13 protein-coding genes are annotated in these 15822 nt (G+C 72.8%); 1 reads left to right on the top strand and 12 read right to left on the bottom strand.

Annotated elements, in window-relative coordinates; translation table 11 throughout:
- The first annotated feature begins 195 nt into the window (after window positions 1-195).
- The gene (locus tag ACGF8A_RS09760; RefSeq protein ID WP_393106061.1) at window positions 196-1392 is read left to right on the top strand and encodes a PQQ-dependent sugar dehydrogenase; all 1197 of its coding nucleotides are present in this window, start codon (window positions 196-198) and stop codon (window positions 1390-1392) included.
- A 45-nt stretch (window positions 1393-1437) separates the two neighbouring features.
- On the opposite strand, the gene ACGF8A_RS09765 is transcribed toward ACGF8A_RS09760, so the two are convergent.
- From ACGF8A_RS09765 to ACGF8A_RS09820, 12 genes are all read right to left on the bottom strand, one after another.
- Window positions 1438-1659, bottom strand: a complete 222-nt coding sequence (locus ACGF8A_RS09765; RefSeq protein ID WP_393106063.1) for a DUF6191 domain-containing protein — start codon at window positions 1657-1659, stop codon at window positions 1438-1440.
- A 36-nt stretch (window positions 1660-1695) separates the two neighbouring features.
- Window positions 1696-4737: an AAA family ATPase gene (locus tag ACGF8A_RS09770; protein WP_393106065.1), complete on the bottom strand. Its 3042-nt coding sequence runs from the start codon at window positions 4735-4737 to the stop codon at window positions 1696-1698.
- 191 nt (window positions 4738-4928) lie between these two features.
- Window positions 4929-5168 carry a hypothetical protein gene (locus tag ACGF8A_RS09775; protein ID WP_393106067.1) on the bottom strand — a complete coding sequence of 80 codons (240 nt, stop codon included), beginning with the start codon at window positions 5166-5168 and terminating at the stop codon, window positions 4929-4931.
- A 164-nt stretch (window positions 5169-5332) separates the two neighbouring features.
- Entirely contained in the window at window positions 5333-5914 is a 582-nt protein-coding gene (locus ACGF8A_RS09780) for a hypothetical protein (protein ID WP_393106069.1), read from the bottom strand.
- Window positions 5915-5948: 34 nt separating this feature from the next.
- Window positions 5949-6524, bottom strand: coding sequence for a GNAT family N-acetyltransferase (locus ACGF8A_RS09785; protein ID WP_393106071.1), 576 nt, complete (start codon window positions 6522-6524; stop codon window positions 5949-5951).
- Window positions 6502-8760, bottom strand: a complete 2259-nt coding sequence (locus ACGF8A_RS09790) for an MMPL family transporter (RefSeq protein WP_393106073.1) — start codon at window positions 8758-8760, stop codon at window positions 6502-6504. The genes ACGF8A_RS09785 and ACGF8A_RS09790 overlap by 23 nt, the downstream gene beginning before the upstream one ends.
- A 192-nt stretch (window positions 8761-8952) precedes the next feature.
- Window positions 8953-9423, bottom strand: a complete 471-nt coding sequence (locus ACGF8A_RS09795) for a hypothetical protein (RefSeq protein ID WP_393106248.1) — start codon at window positions 9421-9423, stop codon at window positions 8953-8955.
- A 295-nt stretch (window positions 9424-9718) separates the two neighbouring features.
- On the bottom strand, window positions 9719-11233 hold the full coding sequence (gatB, locus tag ACGF8A_RS09800; RefSeq protein WP_393106075.1) for an Asp-tRNA(Asn)/Glu-tRNA(Gln) amidotransferase subunit GatB: 1515 nt from the start codon (window positions 11231-11233) through the stop codon (window positions 9719-9721).
- A gap of 16 nt (window positions 11234-11249) precedes the next feature.
- The gene (locus tag ACGF8A_RS09805; protein ID WP_393106077.1) at window positions 11250-11489 is read right to left on the bottom strand and encodes a hypothetical protein; all 240 of its coding nucleotides are present in this window, start codon (window positions 11487-11489) and stop codon (window positions 11250-11252) included.
- Window positions 11486-12982, bottom strand: coding sequence for an Asp-tRNA(Asn)/Glu-tRNA(Gln) amidotransferase subunit GatA (gatA, locus tag ACGF8A_RS09810; RefSeq protein WP_393106079.1), 1497 nt, complete (start codon window positions 12980-12982; stop codon window positions 11486-11488). Before gatA ends, ACGF8A_RS09805 begins: the two co-directional genes overlap by 4 nt.
- Before the next feature lie 5 nt (window positions 12983-12987).
- A complete protein-coding gene (gene gatC, locus ACGF8A_RS09815; protein WP_004925108.1) occupies window positions 12988-13284 on the bottom strand; it encodes an Asp-tRNA(Asn)/Glu-tRNA(Gln) amidotransferase subunit GatC in 297 nt (98 codons plus the stop codon).
- A 117-nt stretch (window positions 13285-13401) separates the two neighbouring features.
- A complete protein-coding gene (locus ACGF8A_RS09820; RefSeq protein WP_393106081.1) occupies window positions 13402-15645 on the bottom strand; it encodes a putative bifunctional diguanylate cyclase/phosphodiesterase in 2244 nt (747 codons plus the stop codon).
- Between the last annotated feature and the right edge of the window lie 177 nt (window positions 15646-15822).

Here is a 15822-nt window from a genome sequence, read left to right on the forward strand (position 1 = left end):
GCAGGAGTCCTGGAACCGACCGCGGCCCCCCGGAACGCAGGAGTCCTGGAACCGACCGCGGCCCCCCGGAACGCAGGAGTCCTGGAACCGACCGCCTCTTGCGGCAGGACCGGCTGGGCTGGGGTTTCGTGATGCGCCGGGGCCCTCGCCGGTTCGGGATCCGGTGACCGGGAACCTGTGAGGCGCGAGCGGTGTATGACAGGTAGTACTCGCCGCGTCGAAGGGACCATGATCGTGCAACGTCGAGCTGTGACGGCCGTGCTGGCCGCGGCCACCCTCCTGCTCGCGGCCGGCTGCTCCTCCGACGACGGGTCAGGTGGCCCCCCGGACCTGGCACCGGGCCGTACGACGGCGCAGTCGTCGCCCTCGGGACAGCCCGCCGAGCAGACCCCGCCCGCGAAGGGCACGGTCAAGGTGGTGCGCACCGTCGCCGAGGGCCTCGCCAGCCCCTGGGGCCTGGCCGAGCTGCCCGACGGCGACCTGCTCGTCTCCTCCCGCGACGAGGGCACCATCACGCGGGTCGACACCGGGACGGGCAAGAAGACCGAGGTGGGCGAGGTGCCCGGCGTGTCGGCGGAGGGCGAGGGCGGCCTGCTGGGCATCGCCCTCTCCCCGGACTACGCCTCGGACCACATGATCTACGCGTACTACACGTCGGCTTCGGACAACCGCATCGTCCGCATGCTCCACGACGGGCAGAAGCCCTCCGGAGAGCAGCTGGGCGCCCTCGACACGATATTGCGGGGCATCCCCAAGGGCTTCATCCACAACGGCGGCCGCATCGCCTTCGGCCCGGACAAGATGCTGTACGCGGGCACGGGCGAGAGCGGAGAGGAGGGCCTCTCCCAGGACAGGAACTCGCTCGGCGGCAAGATCCTTCGCATGACCCCGGAGGGCGAGCCGGCCCCGGGGAACCCGTTCCCCGACTCGACGGTGTACTCGTACGGCCACCGCAACGTGCAGGGTCTCGCCTGGGACGGCAAGCAGCGCCTGTTCGCCGCGGAGTTCGGCCAGAACACCTGGGACGAGCTGAACGCGATCGTGCCCGGCGGCAACTACGGCTGGCCAAAGGTGGAGGGCAGGGCCGACGACTCGCGCTACCGCGATCCGATGGCCCAGTGGAGCACCGACGAGGCCTCCCCCAGCGGCATCGCCTACGCCGAAGGCTCCCTGTGGATGGCGGGTCTGGGCGGCGAACGCCTGTGGCGCATCCCCCTGGACGGCACGAAGACCTCCGCCGACCCCCAGGCCTTCCTGGAGGGTGAGCACGGGCGCCTGCGCACGGTCCTCGCGGCGGGCGGCGGCAAGCTGTGGCTGACGACGAGCGAGACCGACGGCAGGGGGTCCCCGGAGGCCGGGGACGACCGGATTCTGGAGCTGGAGGTGAGCTGACGCCCGTCATGTGCGGCCGGGGGTGAGCAGCGCCCGTCGTTCGGATCACGGTGCGGGCGCGACGGGCCCCGGGCCGGATCCCACGGTGCCGGGGTCCTCTCCGGCGGGTTCCGGTGCCCGGACGACGACCTTCCCGGACGCGAGGTCTATCGGGCCGCGGCCCGGGTCGCCGTCGCCGACGTCCTGCCGGGTCAGCTCCAGGCGGTTCCGCTCCTCCCGGGTGTGCTTGCGGCCGGGGGCGAACAGATCCTCGAAGACGTTGAACATGCGACCTCCTCGGCCGGGTGCCGTCCAGCGTAGGCCTCAGCCCGCCGTCCGCGTCGTGAGCCGCCCGGAAGGGAACAGGCCCAGCCGGTGCGCCACCGCCGCCGCCTCGCCCCGGCCCGAGACGCCGAGCTTGGCCAGGATGTTGGAGACATGGACGCTGGCCGTCTTCGGGGAGATGAAGAGTTCCTCGGCGATCTGGCGGTTGGTGCGTCCCTCGGAGACCAGGCGCAGGACATCGCGTTCGCGGGTGGTGAGGCCCAGCGCCTCGACGGGGTCGGCGGCCTGCTGCGGCTCGGGGACCGGGGCCAGGCTGAGGCGGGCGCGCTGGGCGAGGAGGGTGACGGCGTCAGCGAGGGGGCGGGCGCCGAGATGGTCGGCGGCGGCGTGGGCGAGGCGCAGCAGCTCGACGACGCGGTCGCGGTGGTCCGTGGCGTCCGTGGCGAGCAGGGCCTCGGCGAGGCGGTGGCGGGCCCACGCGAGGTCGTAGGGGCGTTCCAGCCGCTCGAAGGATGCGACGACCAAGGCCCAGGTGTCGGCGGTGTCGCTGCCCTCGGCCCTGTGGAGTTCGGCGCGGACCCACTGCTCATGGGCGAGGCAGATGGGTGCCCTGGTGGTGAGGGTCTTGACGGTGGCGAGGATCCGGTCGAGTGCCTCGGCGCGGCCCTGCGCGGCGGCGGGCAGGCTGCGGGCATCGGCCTCGGCGGTGGCGGCGGCCACCAGCAGCCGCCAGCCGTACTGCTGGGTGCCGGGCGGGGTGCCGGCGTCCAGGGCGGCGTGGAGTTCGGCGCGGGCGTCGAGGATGCGCCCTTCCGATGCGGCGATGCCGACGGCGATGGCGGCCACCGGCAGCCACTGCTGAGGCATGGGGTCGTGCGAGCCGAACGCGGCGCGGGCGGCGTCCAGTTGGCGTTCGGCCTCGGCCACGTCGCCGCGGCCGAGGGCGAGATGGGCCAGGCAGACGCAGCCGGAGCCCTGGGGTTTGGCGCTCCGTCCGCGCCGGAACACGTTCAGCGCGGCCTGTTCGGCCTCCTGCCAGCGGCCGAGGCTGTACAGCGACTCGGACAGGTTGGACCACACCCAGGCCTCGGTGTCGAGGAGGCCGAACTTCCGGGCGAAGGCCGCGCCTTCCTCCAGCAGCGGCGCGGCCTCCCCGGAGCGGCCGATGGCTTCGAGCTGGGCGGGCAGGTTCACGTACGCGCGTCCGGCGGCATAGGCGAAGCCCTCGCCGAGGGCCCGTGCCTTGACCTCGTACATCTCGGCGAGTCCCGCTTCGGCGTTGCCGGCGTCGACGGTGAGGCCACCGAGGGTGAGGCGGGCGTTCAGCTCTATCTCACGGGTGCCGACCATGCGCGCGTACTGCACGGCTCGCTCGGCGGCGGCGAGGGCCTCGGGACCGGGCTGGTGCAGCATCGACCAGTTGGCGACGTCGGTGAGGACCTCGGCGTGCACCTCGGAGGGCGGCAGGCCGCGCAGGAGTTCCTGCGCCGTGGCCAGCTCCTGCCAGCCGTCGCCCCGGGCCAGGGCCTGGACCAGCCGGGAGCGCTGGCTCCAGAACCAGGCGGCGCGCAGGGGGTCGTCCTCGTCCTCCAGGATGCTGAGCGCACGCCGGATGATCTTCATGGCGCGTTCGCGTTCGCCGCAGAAGCGGCCGGCGACGGCGGCCTCGGCCATCAGGTCGAGGAAGCGCAGCGGGGTGGTCGCGGGGTCGCAGCCGCAGGGCGGGTAGGACGCGGTGTAGTCGACGGGGCGCAGCGCGGCGCGCACGTCCGCGGGGGCGGCGTCCCAGAGTTCCATCGCGCGTTCGAGAAGCCGCAGTTGCTCGGAGTAGGCGTCGCGGCGGCGGGCGGCGACGGAGGCGGCGAGGACGGCGGGCAGGGCCTTGGCGGCGTCGTTCGCGTGGTACCAGTAACTGGCCAGGCGGGCCACGCGCTGGTCGGCGGGGACAAGTCCCGGGTCCGCCTCCAGGGCCTCGGCGTAGCGGCGGTTGAGGCGGGAGCGCTCGCCCGGCAGCAGGTCGTCGGCGACGGCCTCGCGGACCAGGGAGTGCCGGAAGCGGTAGCCGTCGCCGGTCGGGGCGGCGAGCAGGATGTTGGCGTTCACGGCGGCGCGCAGCGCCTCGATGAGGTCGTCCTCGCCGAGTCCGGCGACGGCGGCGAGCAGCCGGTACTCAACCGTGGAGCCGCCCTCGGCGACGATCCGGGCGACCCGCTGGGCGCGCTCGGGCAGCGCCTCGGCGCGGACGAGGAGCAGATCGCGCAGGGAGTCCGTCAGGCCCGTGCAGGAACCCTCGCATGCGGCGGCGGCGAGTTCCTCGACGAAGAAGGCGTTGCCGTCGGAGCGCTGGAAGATCGCGTCGACCTGGGCGGGGTCCGGTTCCGCGGCGTGGATTCCGGCGATCTGACGGGTCACTTCCTCGCGGTTGAAGCGGGGCAGTTCGATGCGCAGCACCGTGCGCAGCCGGTCGAGTTCGGCGAGCAGCGGGCGCAGCGGGTGGCGGCGGTGGATGTCGTCGGAGCGGTAGGTGGCGAGGACGACGAGGCGGCCGGTGCGCAGGGTGCGGAACAGGTAGGCGAGCAGATGGCGGGTGGAGGCGTCGGCCCAGTGCAGGTCCTCCAGGGCGACGACGACCGTGCAGTCGGCGGCGAGGCACTCCAGGAGGCGGGCGGTGAGCTCGAAGAGGCGGGCCATGCCCTCCTCGTCGTGGCGCCCGGCGCCCGCGTCCCCCAACTCGGGCAGCAGCCGGGCAAGTTCCTCCTCCTGACCGGCTGCCGCGGCGGCCAGCTCGGCGGGAAGTTCACGGCGCAGGGCCCGCAGCGCGGTGGAGAACGGGGCGAACGGCAGCCCCTCGGCGCCGATCTCGACACAGCCGCCGACGGCGACGACGGCTCCCTTGCGGGCGGCCGCGGTGGCGAACTCCTCGACGAGGCGGGTCTTGCCGACGCCGGCCTCACCGCCCAGCAGCAACGCCTGCGGCTCGCCGGCAGCGGCACGGACGAGCGCGTCGTTCAGCGTGCCCAACTCCTCGGCACGGCCGACGAACACCGGACTGACGGACCTGGTCTCCACGCCCCCGAGCATCGCACGAGGGTCCGGCGGCCCGGCACCGGTTTTCGCCAGGGCGCCCGGCACCCGGGCGCGCTCCTCGCGGGCGCCGAGCGCCTCGCGCGGCGGAGACGCGGGACGACGGAGGCCGGCTGCCCGCTCCCCCGCCGCCCAACGCGCGGGCGCTCCCCCGTGCTCCGCCGCCCTCACCGGGAACCGCCCCGCGTTCACGCGGCCCGTGGGGACCGGTGACTGCGTGGGCGGTGGGTATGCGACTCGCTCTGCGCGGTGCGTGCCGCGGCTTCGTCGCGGGCGGCGCGGGCGAGGCGTACCGCCTCACGGGCCTGTCGTTCCTGCTCGGCGCGGCGGATCAGTTCGCTGGAACGCGCCTGGTGCATCTCGAACTCGAACATCTTCTCTCCCCTGAGGATCCGGTGGTCGTCACCGGAGGAACCGGTGGTCGTCATCGCCTGCCGCGATGCCTCCACTGTCGTCTCCCAGGGAGGTCCGCCACATCGGGAGAGTTCCGCATCTTCCGAGGTGGGCGGGGGCCTTAGAAACGCGTGAGGGGCCCCAGGGGGTGCGTAAGTGCCTTACACACGCCCCGGGGCCCCTCGGGAGCTGCGGGGTCTCAGCCCGCGGCGGGCAGCCCGAGCAGGACGTCGGTGTACTTGAGTACGGCCAGGATCAGGCCGATGACGCCGAGGGAGACACCACCCCAGGCGACCGACCTGATCCACGGCGCCTGCGGCCCGCCGGGGGCGCCGAACGCGGGGCGGGCCAGGACGACGACGCCGGCGATCAGCGCGGCCAGCGCGAACACGCCGGCCCACAGGGCGTTGGCGGCCCAGGCGTCGCCGTAGCCCTCCTTGACCATCGCGGCGACGCTGGAGGACTGCGAGGTCTGCATCTGGCCGATCAGCGACTCGCGCGCGGAGGCCACGGTGCCGACCCAGCTGCCGGTGAGCGAGACGACGCCGAGGGCGGCGGAGACGACGGCTCCGGCACCCTGCCCGACGCCGGTGGCTTCGCTCCGGCCGACCCGCGGCGCCTCGGGCTGCCCGTCACCGTCCTCGGTCACGGGGGTGGTGCCGCCCTCCGTGGCGGTGGTGTCCGCCGTGCCGGCCCGCTCCTCGTCGGTCTTCGCCCCGGTCTCGGCGCCGGTTTCCGCGGGGGTCTCGGCGGGGGTCTCGTCCACAGTCTTGGTTCCCATGCCCGCACCGTACGGACGCTGTCTGAGAGGTTCCTTAATGATCGCTGTACGCGTCACGCGCGCGTGCCCCGGTCCACTCCGGTGCCAGCACCGCCCAGATCTCGTAGTCCTGCCGCACGCCCCGCCAGGGGTAGCACTCGCGCAGCACACCTTCCCGGGTCATGCCCAGCCGCCGTGCCACGTCGATGCTGGCCGTGTTGCCGGACGCCGCGTGCCACTCCACCCGGTGCATGCCGCGCTCGGCGAACGCCCAGTCGATCAGGACGCGGGACGCGCGCGTGACCAGGCCTCGTCCGGTGGCCGCCGGTTCCAGCCAGCAGCCGATCTCGCAGACCCCGGTCGCGGTGTCGAAGACGCGGAAGAGGACACCGCCGACGAGCTTGCCGTCCAGCCAGACGCCGTGCAGGGAGCCGCTGTCGGCGGCGCGCTTGTCGGCGTAGGACTGGAGGAGGTCCCGCGCGGAGTCGAGGTCGGTGGTCTTGGAACCGAACGGGATGTGCCGGGTGATGAAGTCCCGCCCGCGGTCGAGGTGGGCGAGGAACTGCTCGGCGTGCCAGGGCTCCAGGGGGCGCAGCAGTGCGCCGTCGTCACCGAGGGATATCGCGTACATCCGAACGTCGCTCCTTCTCCAGTACGTCCACGACGCCCGAGAGCTTCTCACGTTCGGACTCGACGTCCGCGAGGTTTTCCTGCTCGGCCCGGCACTCGGGCGGCTCGATGCTGATCCGGGGCAGACACCTGTCGAGCCGGCGCGGCAGCCACCAGTTGGCGTCGCCGAGCAGGTGCATGAGGGCGGGCACCAGCAGCGTGCGGAGCACGAAGGCGTCCAGGGCGACGGCGGCGGCGAGCGCGATGCCGAACATGGCGATCACGCGGTCGCCGCTGAGGACGAAGGCGAGGAAGACCGCGATCATGATCACCGCGGCCGAGTTGATCACGCGGCCGGTCTCGGCGAGGCCGATCCGGACGGCCCGCCGGTTGTCGCCGGTCTCCAGCCACTCCTCGTACATCCGGCTGACCAGGAAGACCTGGTAGTCCATGGAGAGCCCGAACAGCACCGAGACCATGATCACGGGCAGGAAGGGCTCGATCGGGCCCGCGCGGCCCAGGCCGAGCAGTTCGCTGCCCCAGCCCCACTGGAAGATCGCGACGACCACCCCGAACGAGGCGGCGACGGCGGCCACGTTCATCGCGGCGGCCTTCAGCGGGATGACGACGGACCGGAAGGCGAGCAGGAGCAGCACACAGCCGAGGCCGATGACGACGCCGACGAACAGCGGCAGCTTGCCGACGATGACGTCGGCGAAGTCGTCGTAGCCCGCCGTGACGCCGCCGACGTGCACGTCGAGCGAGGTGCCCGCCTCGGCGCGCGGCAGCGCCTCTGTGCGCAGCCGGTCGACGAGCTCGCTGGTACTCGCCGACTGCGGGGAGGACTCGGGTACGACGGTGAGGTACGCGATCCGGCCGCCGGAGTCGAACATCACCGGTGTCACGGCCTCGACGCCCTCGGTGCCGCGCAGGGCGCCGGCGAGGCTGTCGGCGGCGAGCCGGTCCTCGGCGCCGTGGATCTCGGTGACGAGCGTGAGGGGGCCGTTGACGCCGGGTCCGAAGCCGTCGGCGAGCAGGTCGTACGCCTGCCTGGTCGTGGTCGACTCGGGGTTGTTGCCCTGGTCGGCGGTGCCGAGGCGGAGCCCGAGGGTGGGGAGCGCCAGCAGGGTGACGACGGCGAGCGCGACGGCACCGAGCTTCTTGGGGTGCCGTTCGACGAAGGCGGACCAGCGGGCGGCGAACCCGGTGGGCACTTCGGGCTCGGGGCCGTTCTCCTCCAGCCTGCGGCGTTCGCGGCGGCTGAGCGCACGCATCCCGATGAACGACAGCAGCGCCGGCAGCAGAGTCACGGAGGCGGCGACGGTGAGCAGCACGGTCAGCGAGGCCGCGACGGCCACCCCGTTGAGGAAGCCGAGCTGGAGTATCAGCATCCCCAGCAGCGCGATGCAAACGGTCGCACCCGCGAACACCACCGCGCGACCCGTGGTGGCCACCGCCGTCGTGGCCGCCTCGGCGACGCTCAGGCCGCGCTTCAGGCCGCGCCGGTGCCGGGTGACGATGAACAGCGCGTAGTCGATGCCGACGCCCAGCCCGATCAGCACGCCCAGCACCGGCGCGAAGTCGGCGACGGTCATGACGTGCCCGAGCAGCCCGATGCCGGCGTACGCGGTGCCGACGCCGACCAGTGCGGTGGCGATGGGCAGCAGGGATGCGGCGAGCGAGCCGAAGGCGACGAACAGCACGACCGCGGCGACGGCCACGCCGACGACCTCCGCGACATGGCTGCCGGAAGCGTCGGTGATCCCCCCGGCGGTGCCGCCGAGCTCCACCTGGAGCCCGTCCGCCTCGGCGTCGCCGGCGGCGTCCACGACCGCCCTGACCTCGGACTCCCGGACGTTCTCGGGCTGCTCGCGGAAGGCGACGGAGGCGTAGGCGGTGCGGCCGTCCTCGCTGATCTGGCCCGCGCCCTGGCCTTCGTACGGACTCACCACGGCGGCCACGCCGGGCAGTTGGGCGATCGAATGAAGGGTGCGGGTCATCGTCTGCTCGACGTCGGCGGCGCGGACCGACCCGGACTCGGTGTGCCAGACCACCGTTCCGGCGGCGCCGCCCATGTCCGGGAAGCCTTCCTCGAGCAGCTGCCCTGCCCTCCCCGACTCGGTGCCGGGGACCTGGTAGTCGTTCGAGTACGCCGTTCCGGCCACGGCGGCGGCCGCGGTCACCCCGCCGAAGGCGAGGAGCCACAGGAGAACCGCTGCCAGACGGTTCCGGACACACCAGCGTGCTAGGGCTGCCACGAACGTGCTCCCAGAGACGATTTGTGGATCTTTGGCCGGGAACAGTCGTCCATGCACTGAACGGCCCGCAAAGAACGCATGAGCAATGCGTAGCCACTCTTGCAGGGAGAAATGATCGTTAGGTCATTTCGTGCGGTTATTCACAGGACTGGGAGATGGCTCACAGGACAGGCGGCTGCACGCTGTCGCCCCTCAGTCGAACTGGTCTCCGAGCGCCATCACCATCACCCCGCCCACCAGCAGCCACACCGCCCGCCGGGTACGTCCGCGCGATCCCAGCACCGCGGCACCAGCGCAGACGGCCGCCCCGAGGGCGTAGGCGGCCGGAACGAGCGCCGGTTCGCTGGACGCCGCCCGCAGCGCGGACGCCGCCAGCCCGGCGAACGCCAGCAGCCCGCCGGTCCCGGCCGTGGTCCACCGGGCGCGCCGCGCCTCCGGCGCCGGATCAGCGGCGTCCCCGACCGGCTCCCCCGCGTCGCCGGCGCTCCCGGCGCTCCCGGCCTCCCCTGCCTCCTGCCCGCTCCCCGGATCCCCCGGATCCCCCGGGGCCCCCGCGCTCCCGGCGGCTCCCGCGACCGCCGGGCAGTACGGGCCGTCCGGCTCGTCCGGGCTTCCCGGACGGCCCGTACTGCCGGCAGCGGGGGCTTCGGCCTCGCACTCCACCTCGGCTATCCCGGAAGGCCCCTCGGAGTCACCGCGTCCACTCATGGCGCGCGAGCGTAGCGTCTCCCTGCCGGGAATCCGGATGCGGCCCCCGCCGGCCACCTGCTGCGGGGCAGCGAGGTGTGCGCGCAGGAGTGCCCGAGCGGGTTCAGGGCGAGCAGGGCGCGCGATTCTGCGCAGATGCTGCGCGCGGACCAGGGCCGCACGCCGGGGATGTCCGGCTGGTGGGGCGGCGCTCGCCCTGACGCACGGATGGGGGCGCGCCGGGACGGCGCGCCCCCACGGGTGCGGTTGCTCAGGCCTCTTCGACGCCCAGCCGCTGCAGGATCAGCTCCTTGACGCGGGCCGCGTCGGCCTGCCCCCGGGTCGCCTTCATGACCGCGCCGACCAGGGCGCCGGCCGCGGCCACCTTGCCGCCGCGGATCTTGTCCGCGATGGCGGGGTTGCCGGCGATGGCCTCGTCGACGGCGGTGCCGAGAGCGCCTTCGTCGGAGACGACCTTCAGGCCGCGCTTGTCGACGACCTCGTCCGGGGTGCCCTCGCCCGCGAGGACGCCCTCGATGACCTGCCGGGCCAGCTTGTCGTTCAGGTCACCGGCGGTCACCAGCTCGGTGACACGGGCGACCTGAGCCGGCGTGATCGCCAGCTCGTCGAGCGCCTTGCCCGACTCGTTGGCGCTGCGGGCCAGTTCACCCATCCACCACTTGCGGGCGGACGCGGCGTCGGCACCGGCCTCGATCGTGGCGACGATCGGCTCCAGCGCACCGGCGTTGAGGATCGCCTGCATCTCGGTGGCGGAGACGCCCCACTCCTCGCGGAGCCGGTTACGGCGCACCAGCGGCAGTTCGGGAAGCCCCGCGCGCAGTTCCTCGACCCACTCGCGGGACGGGGCGACCGGGACCAGGTCGGGCTCCGGGAAGTACCGGTAGTCCTCGGCCTCCTCCTTCACGCGGCCCGAGGTGGTGGACCCGGTGTCCTCGTGGAAGTGCCGGGTCTCCTGCACGATCGTGCCGCCGGACGACAGCACGGCCGCGTGCCGCTGCACCTCGAAACGGGCCGCGCGCTCCACGGACCGCAGCGAGTTGACGTTCTTCGTCTCGCTGCGGGTGCCGAACTTGTCGGCGCCCTTGGGCATCAGCGACAGGTTCACGTCGCAGCGCATCTGGCCCATCTCCATGCGGGCCTCGGACACGCCGAGGGCACGGATCAGTTCGCGCAGCTCACGCACGTACGCCCGGGCGACCTCGGGAGCGCGCTCGCCCGCACCGACGATCGGCTTGGTGACGATCTCGATCAGCGGGATGCCGGCGCGGTTGTAGTCGAGCAGGGAGTGGGACGCGCCGTGGATACGGCCGGTGGCGCCGCCGACGTGCGTCGACTTGCCGGTGTCCTCCTCCATGTGGGCGCGCTCGATCTCCACGCGGAAGGTCTCGCCGTCCTCCAGCTGGACGTCGAGATAGCCGTCGAAGGCGATCGGCTCGTCGTACTGGGAGGTCTGGAAGTTCTTCGGCATGTCCGGATAGAAGTAGTTCTTCCGGGCGAAGCGGCACCACTCGGCGATCTCGCAGTTCAGCGCGAGGCCGATCTTGATGGCGGACTCGACGCCGGTCGCGTTGACGACCGGGAGCGCGCCGGGCATGCCGAGGCAGACGGGACAGGTCTGGGTGTTCGGGTCGGCGCCGAGCGCGGTCGAACAGCCGCAGAACATCTTGGTCCTGGTGCCGAGTTCGACATGGACCTCGAGGCCCATGACGGGGTCGTACGACGCCAGCGCGTCCTCGTACGACACCAGGTCGGTCGTGGTGGTCACGGTGAAAACTTCCCTCTCAGCCCAGCAGGACGTCGTCGTCGCCCAGCCGCTTCAGCTCGCGGTAGAGCATGGCGAGGCCGGTGACGACGCCGGCGGCGGTCACGACGGCGTCGGCGAGCCGCAGCGTGTCGTTCTCGGCGCGGGCCTTCTTGATCTGCTTGGCGACGCCGATCGCGCCGAACGCGGTGGCGGCCATGGACAGGTACGTACCGGACTTGGACTTCTTGAAGCCCTTGGCCTTGGTCAGTGCACTCACAGCGACGGAGCCTCCTCGAGGAGCGGGTGCCCCCACTTTTCCACGAAGGCGGCCTCGACGGCGGCGCCCACCTTGTACAGCCGGTCGTCCCGCATCGCCGGGGCGATGATCTGGAGCCCGACCGGCAGGTTGTCCTCCGGTGCGAGACCGCAGGGCAGCGACATGGCCGCGTTGCCCGCCAGATTGGTCGGGATGGTGCACAGGTCGGCGAGGTACATCGCCATCGGGTCGTCGGCGCGCTCGCCGATCGCGAACGCGGTCGTCGGGGTCGTCGGGGAGACGATCACGTCGACCTGCTCGAAGGCCTTCTCGAAGTCCCGCGTGATGAGGGTGCGGACCTTCTGCGCCGAGCCGTAGTACGCGTCGTAGTAGCCGCTCGACAGGGCGTACGTGCCGAGCATGATGCGCCGCTTGACCTCGGGGCCGAAGCCGGCTTCGCGGGTCAGGGAGGTGACCTCCTCGGCCGAGTGGCTGCCGTCGTCGCCGGTGCGCAGGCCGTAGCGCAGACCGTCGAAGCGGGCCAGGTTGGAGGAGCACTCGGACGGCGCGATCAGGTAGTACGCCGACAGCGCCAGGTCGAAGGACGGGCAGTCCAGCTCGACGATCTCGGCGCCCAGCTCCCTGAGCAGCGCCACGGACTCGTCGAAGCGCTGGATGACGCCGGCCTGGTAGCCCTCGCCGCGGAACTGCCTGACGACGCCGACGCGCATGCCCTCGACACTGCCGTTGCGGGCGGCCTCGACGACCGGCGGGACCGGGGCGTCGATCGAGGTGGAGTCCATCGGGTCGTGCCCGGCGATCACCTCGTGCAGCAGCGCCGCGTCCAGGACCGTACGGGCGCAGGGCCCGCCCTGGTCGAGGGACGAGGAGAACGCCACCATGCCGTAGCGGGAGACGGCCCCGTACGTGGGCTTCACGCCGACGGTGCCGGTGACGGCGGCCGGCTGGCGGATGGAGCCGCCGGTGTCCGTGCCGATGGCGAGCGGGGCCTGGTAGGAGGCGAGCGCGGCGGAGGAGCCGCCGCCGGAGCCGCCGGGGATGCGGGTGAGGTCCCAGGGGTTGCCGGTGGGTCCGTACGCGCTGTTCTCGGTCGAGGACCCCATGGCGAACTCGTCCATGTTGGTCTTGCCGAGGATCACCACGTCGGCGTCCTTCAGCCGCTTGGTGAGGGTGGCGTCGTAGGGCGGGATCCAGCCCTCGAGGATCTTGGAGCCGACCGTGGTGGGGATGCCCTCGGTGGTGAAGATGTCCTTCAGCGCCAGCGGCACGCCGGCCAGCGGGCCGAGCCGCTCGCCGCGCTCCCGCTTGGCGTCGACGGCCCGCGCCTGGGCGAGGGCGCCCTCGCGGTCGACGTGCAGGAAGGCGTTGACCTTCTCGTCGACGGCCTCGATGCGGGCCAGGTGGGCCTCGGTGACCTCGACCGCCGTGAGCTCGCCGGAGGCGATCCTCGCGGCGGTCTCGGCCGCGGTGAGCTTGATGATTGCGTCCGTCATGCGGATTACTCCTCCCCCAGGATCTGCGGCACCTTGAAACGCTGCTGCTCCTGGGCCGGGGCGCCGGAGAGCGCCTGCTCGGGGGTGAGCGAGGGGCGGACCTCGTCCGGGCGCATGACGTTCGTCAGCGGGAGCGGGTGCGAGGTCGGCGGTACGTCTTGGTCGGCGACCTCGCTGACGCGGGCGACCGCGCCGATGATGTCGTCCAGCTGTCCCGCGAAGTGGTCGAGTTCTTCGGGCTTCAGCTCCAGACGCGCCAGCCGGGCGAGGTGGGCGACCTCCTCGCGCGTGATGCCAGGCATGCAGCGATCCTCTGGGGTGAGTGTGTGTGGTTTGGCCTCAATCCTATGGGGCGGCGGCTCGTACCTGTTAAACGGTTTCCGCGGGGCGGGGGCGCCCGGCCGCCGGGGCGGCTGCCGCTATTCGTCCGAGGCCGCCGCCGGCAGGGCCGCCGCCGGGCGCTGCCACCCGCGGGAGCCCCGGGCCCGCAGCCATGCGGTGGTCTCCTCGGGCGGCATCGCCGCCGCGACCAGCCACCCCTGTACGGCGTCACAGCCCAGGTCGCGCAGGCGTTCCCAGGTCTCGTCGTCCTCGACGCCCTCGGCGACGACAAGCAGCCCGAGCGAGTGCGCGAGGTCGACCGTGCAGCGCACGATCTCCGCGTCCTCGGTGTCGATCGCCAGCCGGGCCACGAACGACCGGTCGATCTTCAGTTCGCTGACCGGGAGCCGGCGCAGATGGACCAGTGAGGAGTATCCGGTGCCGAAGTCGTCCAGGGACATCTTCACGCCGTGGCCGGTCAGCCCGGCCAGGGTGTCGGCGGCCCGCTGCGGGTCCTCCAGGAGCACGTGCTCCGTTATCTCCAGTTGGAGCGCTCCCGCCGGGACTCCGTGCCGGGCGAGCCGGGCGGCGACGGATCCCGCGAAGCCGGGGGTGTGCACGTCACGCGGCGACACGTTCACCGCGACCGGCACGAAAAGTCCCTGCGAGCGCCACTGGGCCACCTGGGCGAGCGCCGTCTCCAGCACGTACTCCGTCAGGTGCGGCATCAGGCCCGACGACTCGGCGATCGCGATGAACTCGTCCGGCGGCACCTTCCCGCGCTCCGGGTGCACCCACCTCACCAGCGCCTCCAGCCCGGCCACCTGACCGTCGAAGCGCACCTTGGGCTGGTAGTGCAGCTCCACCTCGTGCGCGTCCAGCGCCCGGCGCAGGTCGGCGAGGAGGCCGAGGCGGTCCGGGGTGTTCGAGTCCCGCTTGGACTCGTAGACCTCGACGCCCGTGCGATCACGCTTCGCCTGGTACATCGCCACGTCCGCGCGGCGCAGCAGTCCCTCGGCGTCGAGGGCGTGGTCGGGGAAGACGGCGACGCCCGCGCTGGCCTCCAGCACGAGGGTGAGACCGTCGAGGTCGAGGGGGGAGCTCAGCGCGGCCACCAGGCCGCGGGCGATCCGGGTCGCGGACGTCGTGGAGTCGGCGACCGGCAGTAAGACGGCGAACTCGTCACCGCCGAGCCGGGCGGCCTCCGCCCCGCGCGGCAGGGCCATCCGCAGCCGGTCGGCGGTCTGCAGCAGCAGCCGGTCACCGGCGAGATGACCGAGGGTGTCGTTGACCGACCGGAACCGGTCGAGGTCGATCAGCATCAGTGCGGCGCGGGCGTCGATGCGCTCGGCGTCGTCCAGTGCGGTCCAGATGCGCTCCAGGAGCCACTGGCGGTTGGGCAGCCCGGTGAGCGGATCGCGCAGTTGCTCCTCCGCACGGGCGCGGGCTATCCACAGGGTGGAGTCGAGAGCGACCAGGGGGATGGCGAACAGCGGCAGCAGGATCGGCTTGGCGACGGCGACCACGCAGATCAGCGGCGCGATGCCGAGCAGCGCGACCGCGACCAGGCCGTGCCGGACCAGGGTGGTGCGGGCGATGGTGGGCAGTCCGCCCGCGCGGGGCGCGTGCAGATACCACAGCAGGGTGCGCGAGACCGCGAGGTAGGCGGTGGCGACCAGGACGACCTCGGTGGCGGTGTAGAGGGTCCAGGTGGCGGGGTGCCAGGGGTCCTCGACCGACGGCACCCGGCCGAAGGCGGCCAGCAGCACGGCGCCGGCGCCGATGCCGAGGATGTCCACCGCGCCGTGCAGCACGCCCTGCCGCCAGCGGTGGCGCCGGGCTATGCCGACCAGGACCACGACGGTGAGGCTGACCATCCCGGCGGGCACCCAGCCGTACAGCAGCAGGACGGCGAGGGTCAGGGCGGCTCCGGAGCCGGTGCCGCCCCACCAGCGGGCGCGGCCGAGCGCGACCAGGTGGCCGACGATGATGCCGGTCAGCACGGCCAGCGACCAGCCGGCCGTGCCGGCGGGGAACAGCGCGTGGTTGCCGGTGAACGCGCGCAGGAACCCGGCGCCGAGAGCGAACCCGGCTGCCGCGACGACCGCCGCGGGCAGCGCGGGCCAGGACAGGTGCCGTTCGGCGTCGGCTTCCGGCAGTCCGGCGGCGTGCCCGGCGGTGAGGGCGGCGGCGCCGCGGCCGTCGAGCACGATGCGCTGTCCGGGGCCCTGGTCCCGCGTCGCCGCGGCACTCGCACGCCAGGCCGAACGGAGTCCCCCTCGCCAGGCGCCGCTCATCCGGCGCAGCCGTGAGTACGGGGCGGCGCTCTCGGTCGGTTCCATTCCCGTCCCTCTCACAGCCGGCGGTGCCCACGCCACGGGGTCCGATGCCCGACATCCGTCAACGGCCCCGCGCTGGAAAACCGTTCCCCGTACCCACGAAGGTCAAGGGAATGCCCCAACCGCAGCTGGGCACGGCAGGTGCACACCTCAACAGTAGGCCGCAGAAGGCTTCCACGG

Origin of the sequence: Streptomyces sp. NPDC047706, from assembly GCF_043204795.1 — a bacterium.
In the GTDB taxonomy this organism is placed as follows: Bacteria; Actinomycetota; Actinomycetes; order Streptomycetales; family Streptomycetaceae; genus Streptomyces.

Coding starts and splice junctions, on each gene's coding strand:
- ACGF8A_RS09780 (WP_393106069.1), bottom strand. CDS start 5,914: ATGGGAACCAAGACTGTGGACGAGACCCCCGCCGAGACCCCCGCGGAA.
- ACGF8A_RS09785 (WP_393106071.1), bottom strand. CDS start 6,524: ATGTACGCGATATCCCTCGGTGACGACGGCGCACTGCTGCGCCCCCTG.
- gatA (WP_393106079.1), bottom strand. CDS start 12,982: ATGACGGACGCAATCATCAAGCTCACCGCGGCCGAGACCGCCGCGAGG.
- ACGF8A_RS09775 (WP_393106067.1), bottom strand. CDS start 5,168: ATGACGACCACCGGTTCCTCCGGTGACGACCACCGGATCCTCAGGGGA.
- ACGF8A_RS09760 (WP_393106061.1), top strand. CDS start 196: ATGACAGGTAGTACTCGCCGCGTCGAAGGGACCATGATCGTGCAACGT.
- ACGF8A_RS09820 (WP_393106081.1), bottom strand. CDS start 15,645: ATGGAACCGACCGAGAGCGCCGCCCCGTACTCACGGCTGCGCCGGATG.
- ACGF8A_RS09765 (WP_393106063.1), bottom strand. CDS start 1,659: ATGTTCAACGTCTTCGAGGATCTGTTCGCCCCCGGCCGCAAGCACACC.
- gatC (WP_004925108.1), bottom strand. CDS start 13,284: ATGCCTGGCATCACGCGCGAGGAGGTCGCCCACCTCGCCCGGCTGGCG.
- ACGF8A_RS09770 (WP_393106065.1), bottom strand. CDS start 4,737: ATGCTCGGGGGCGTGGAGACCAGGTCCGTCAGTCCGGTGTTCGTCGGC.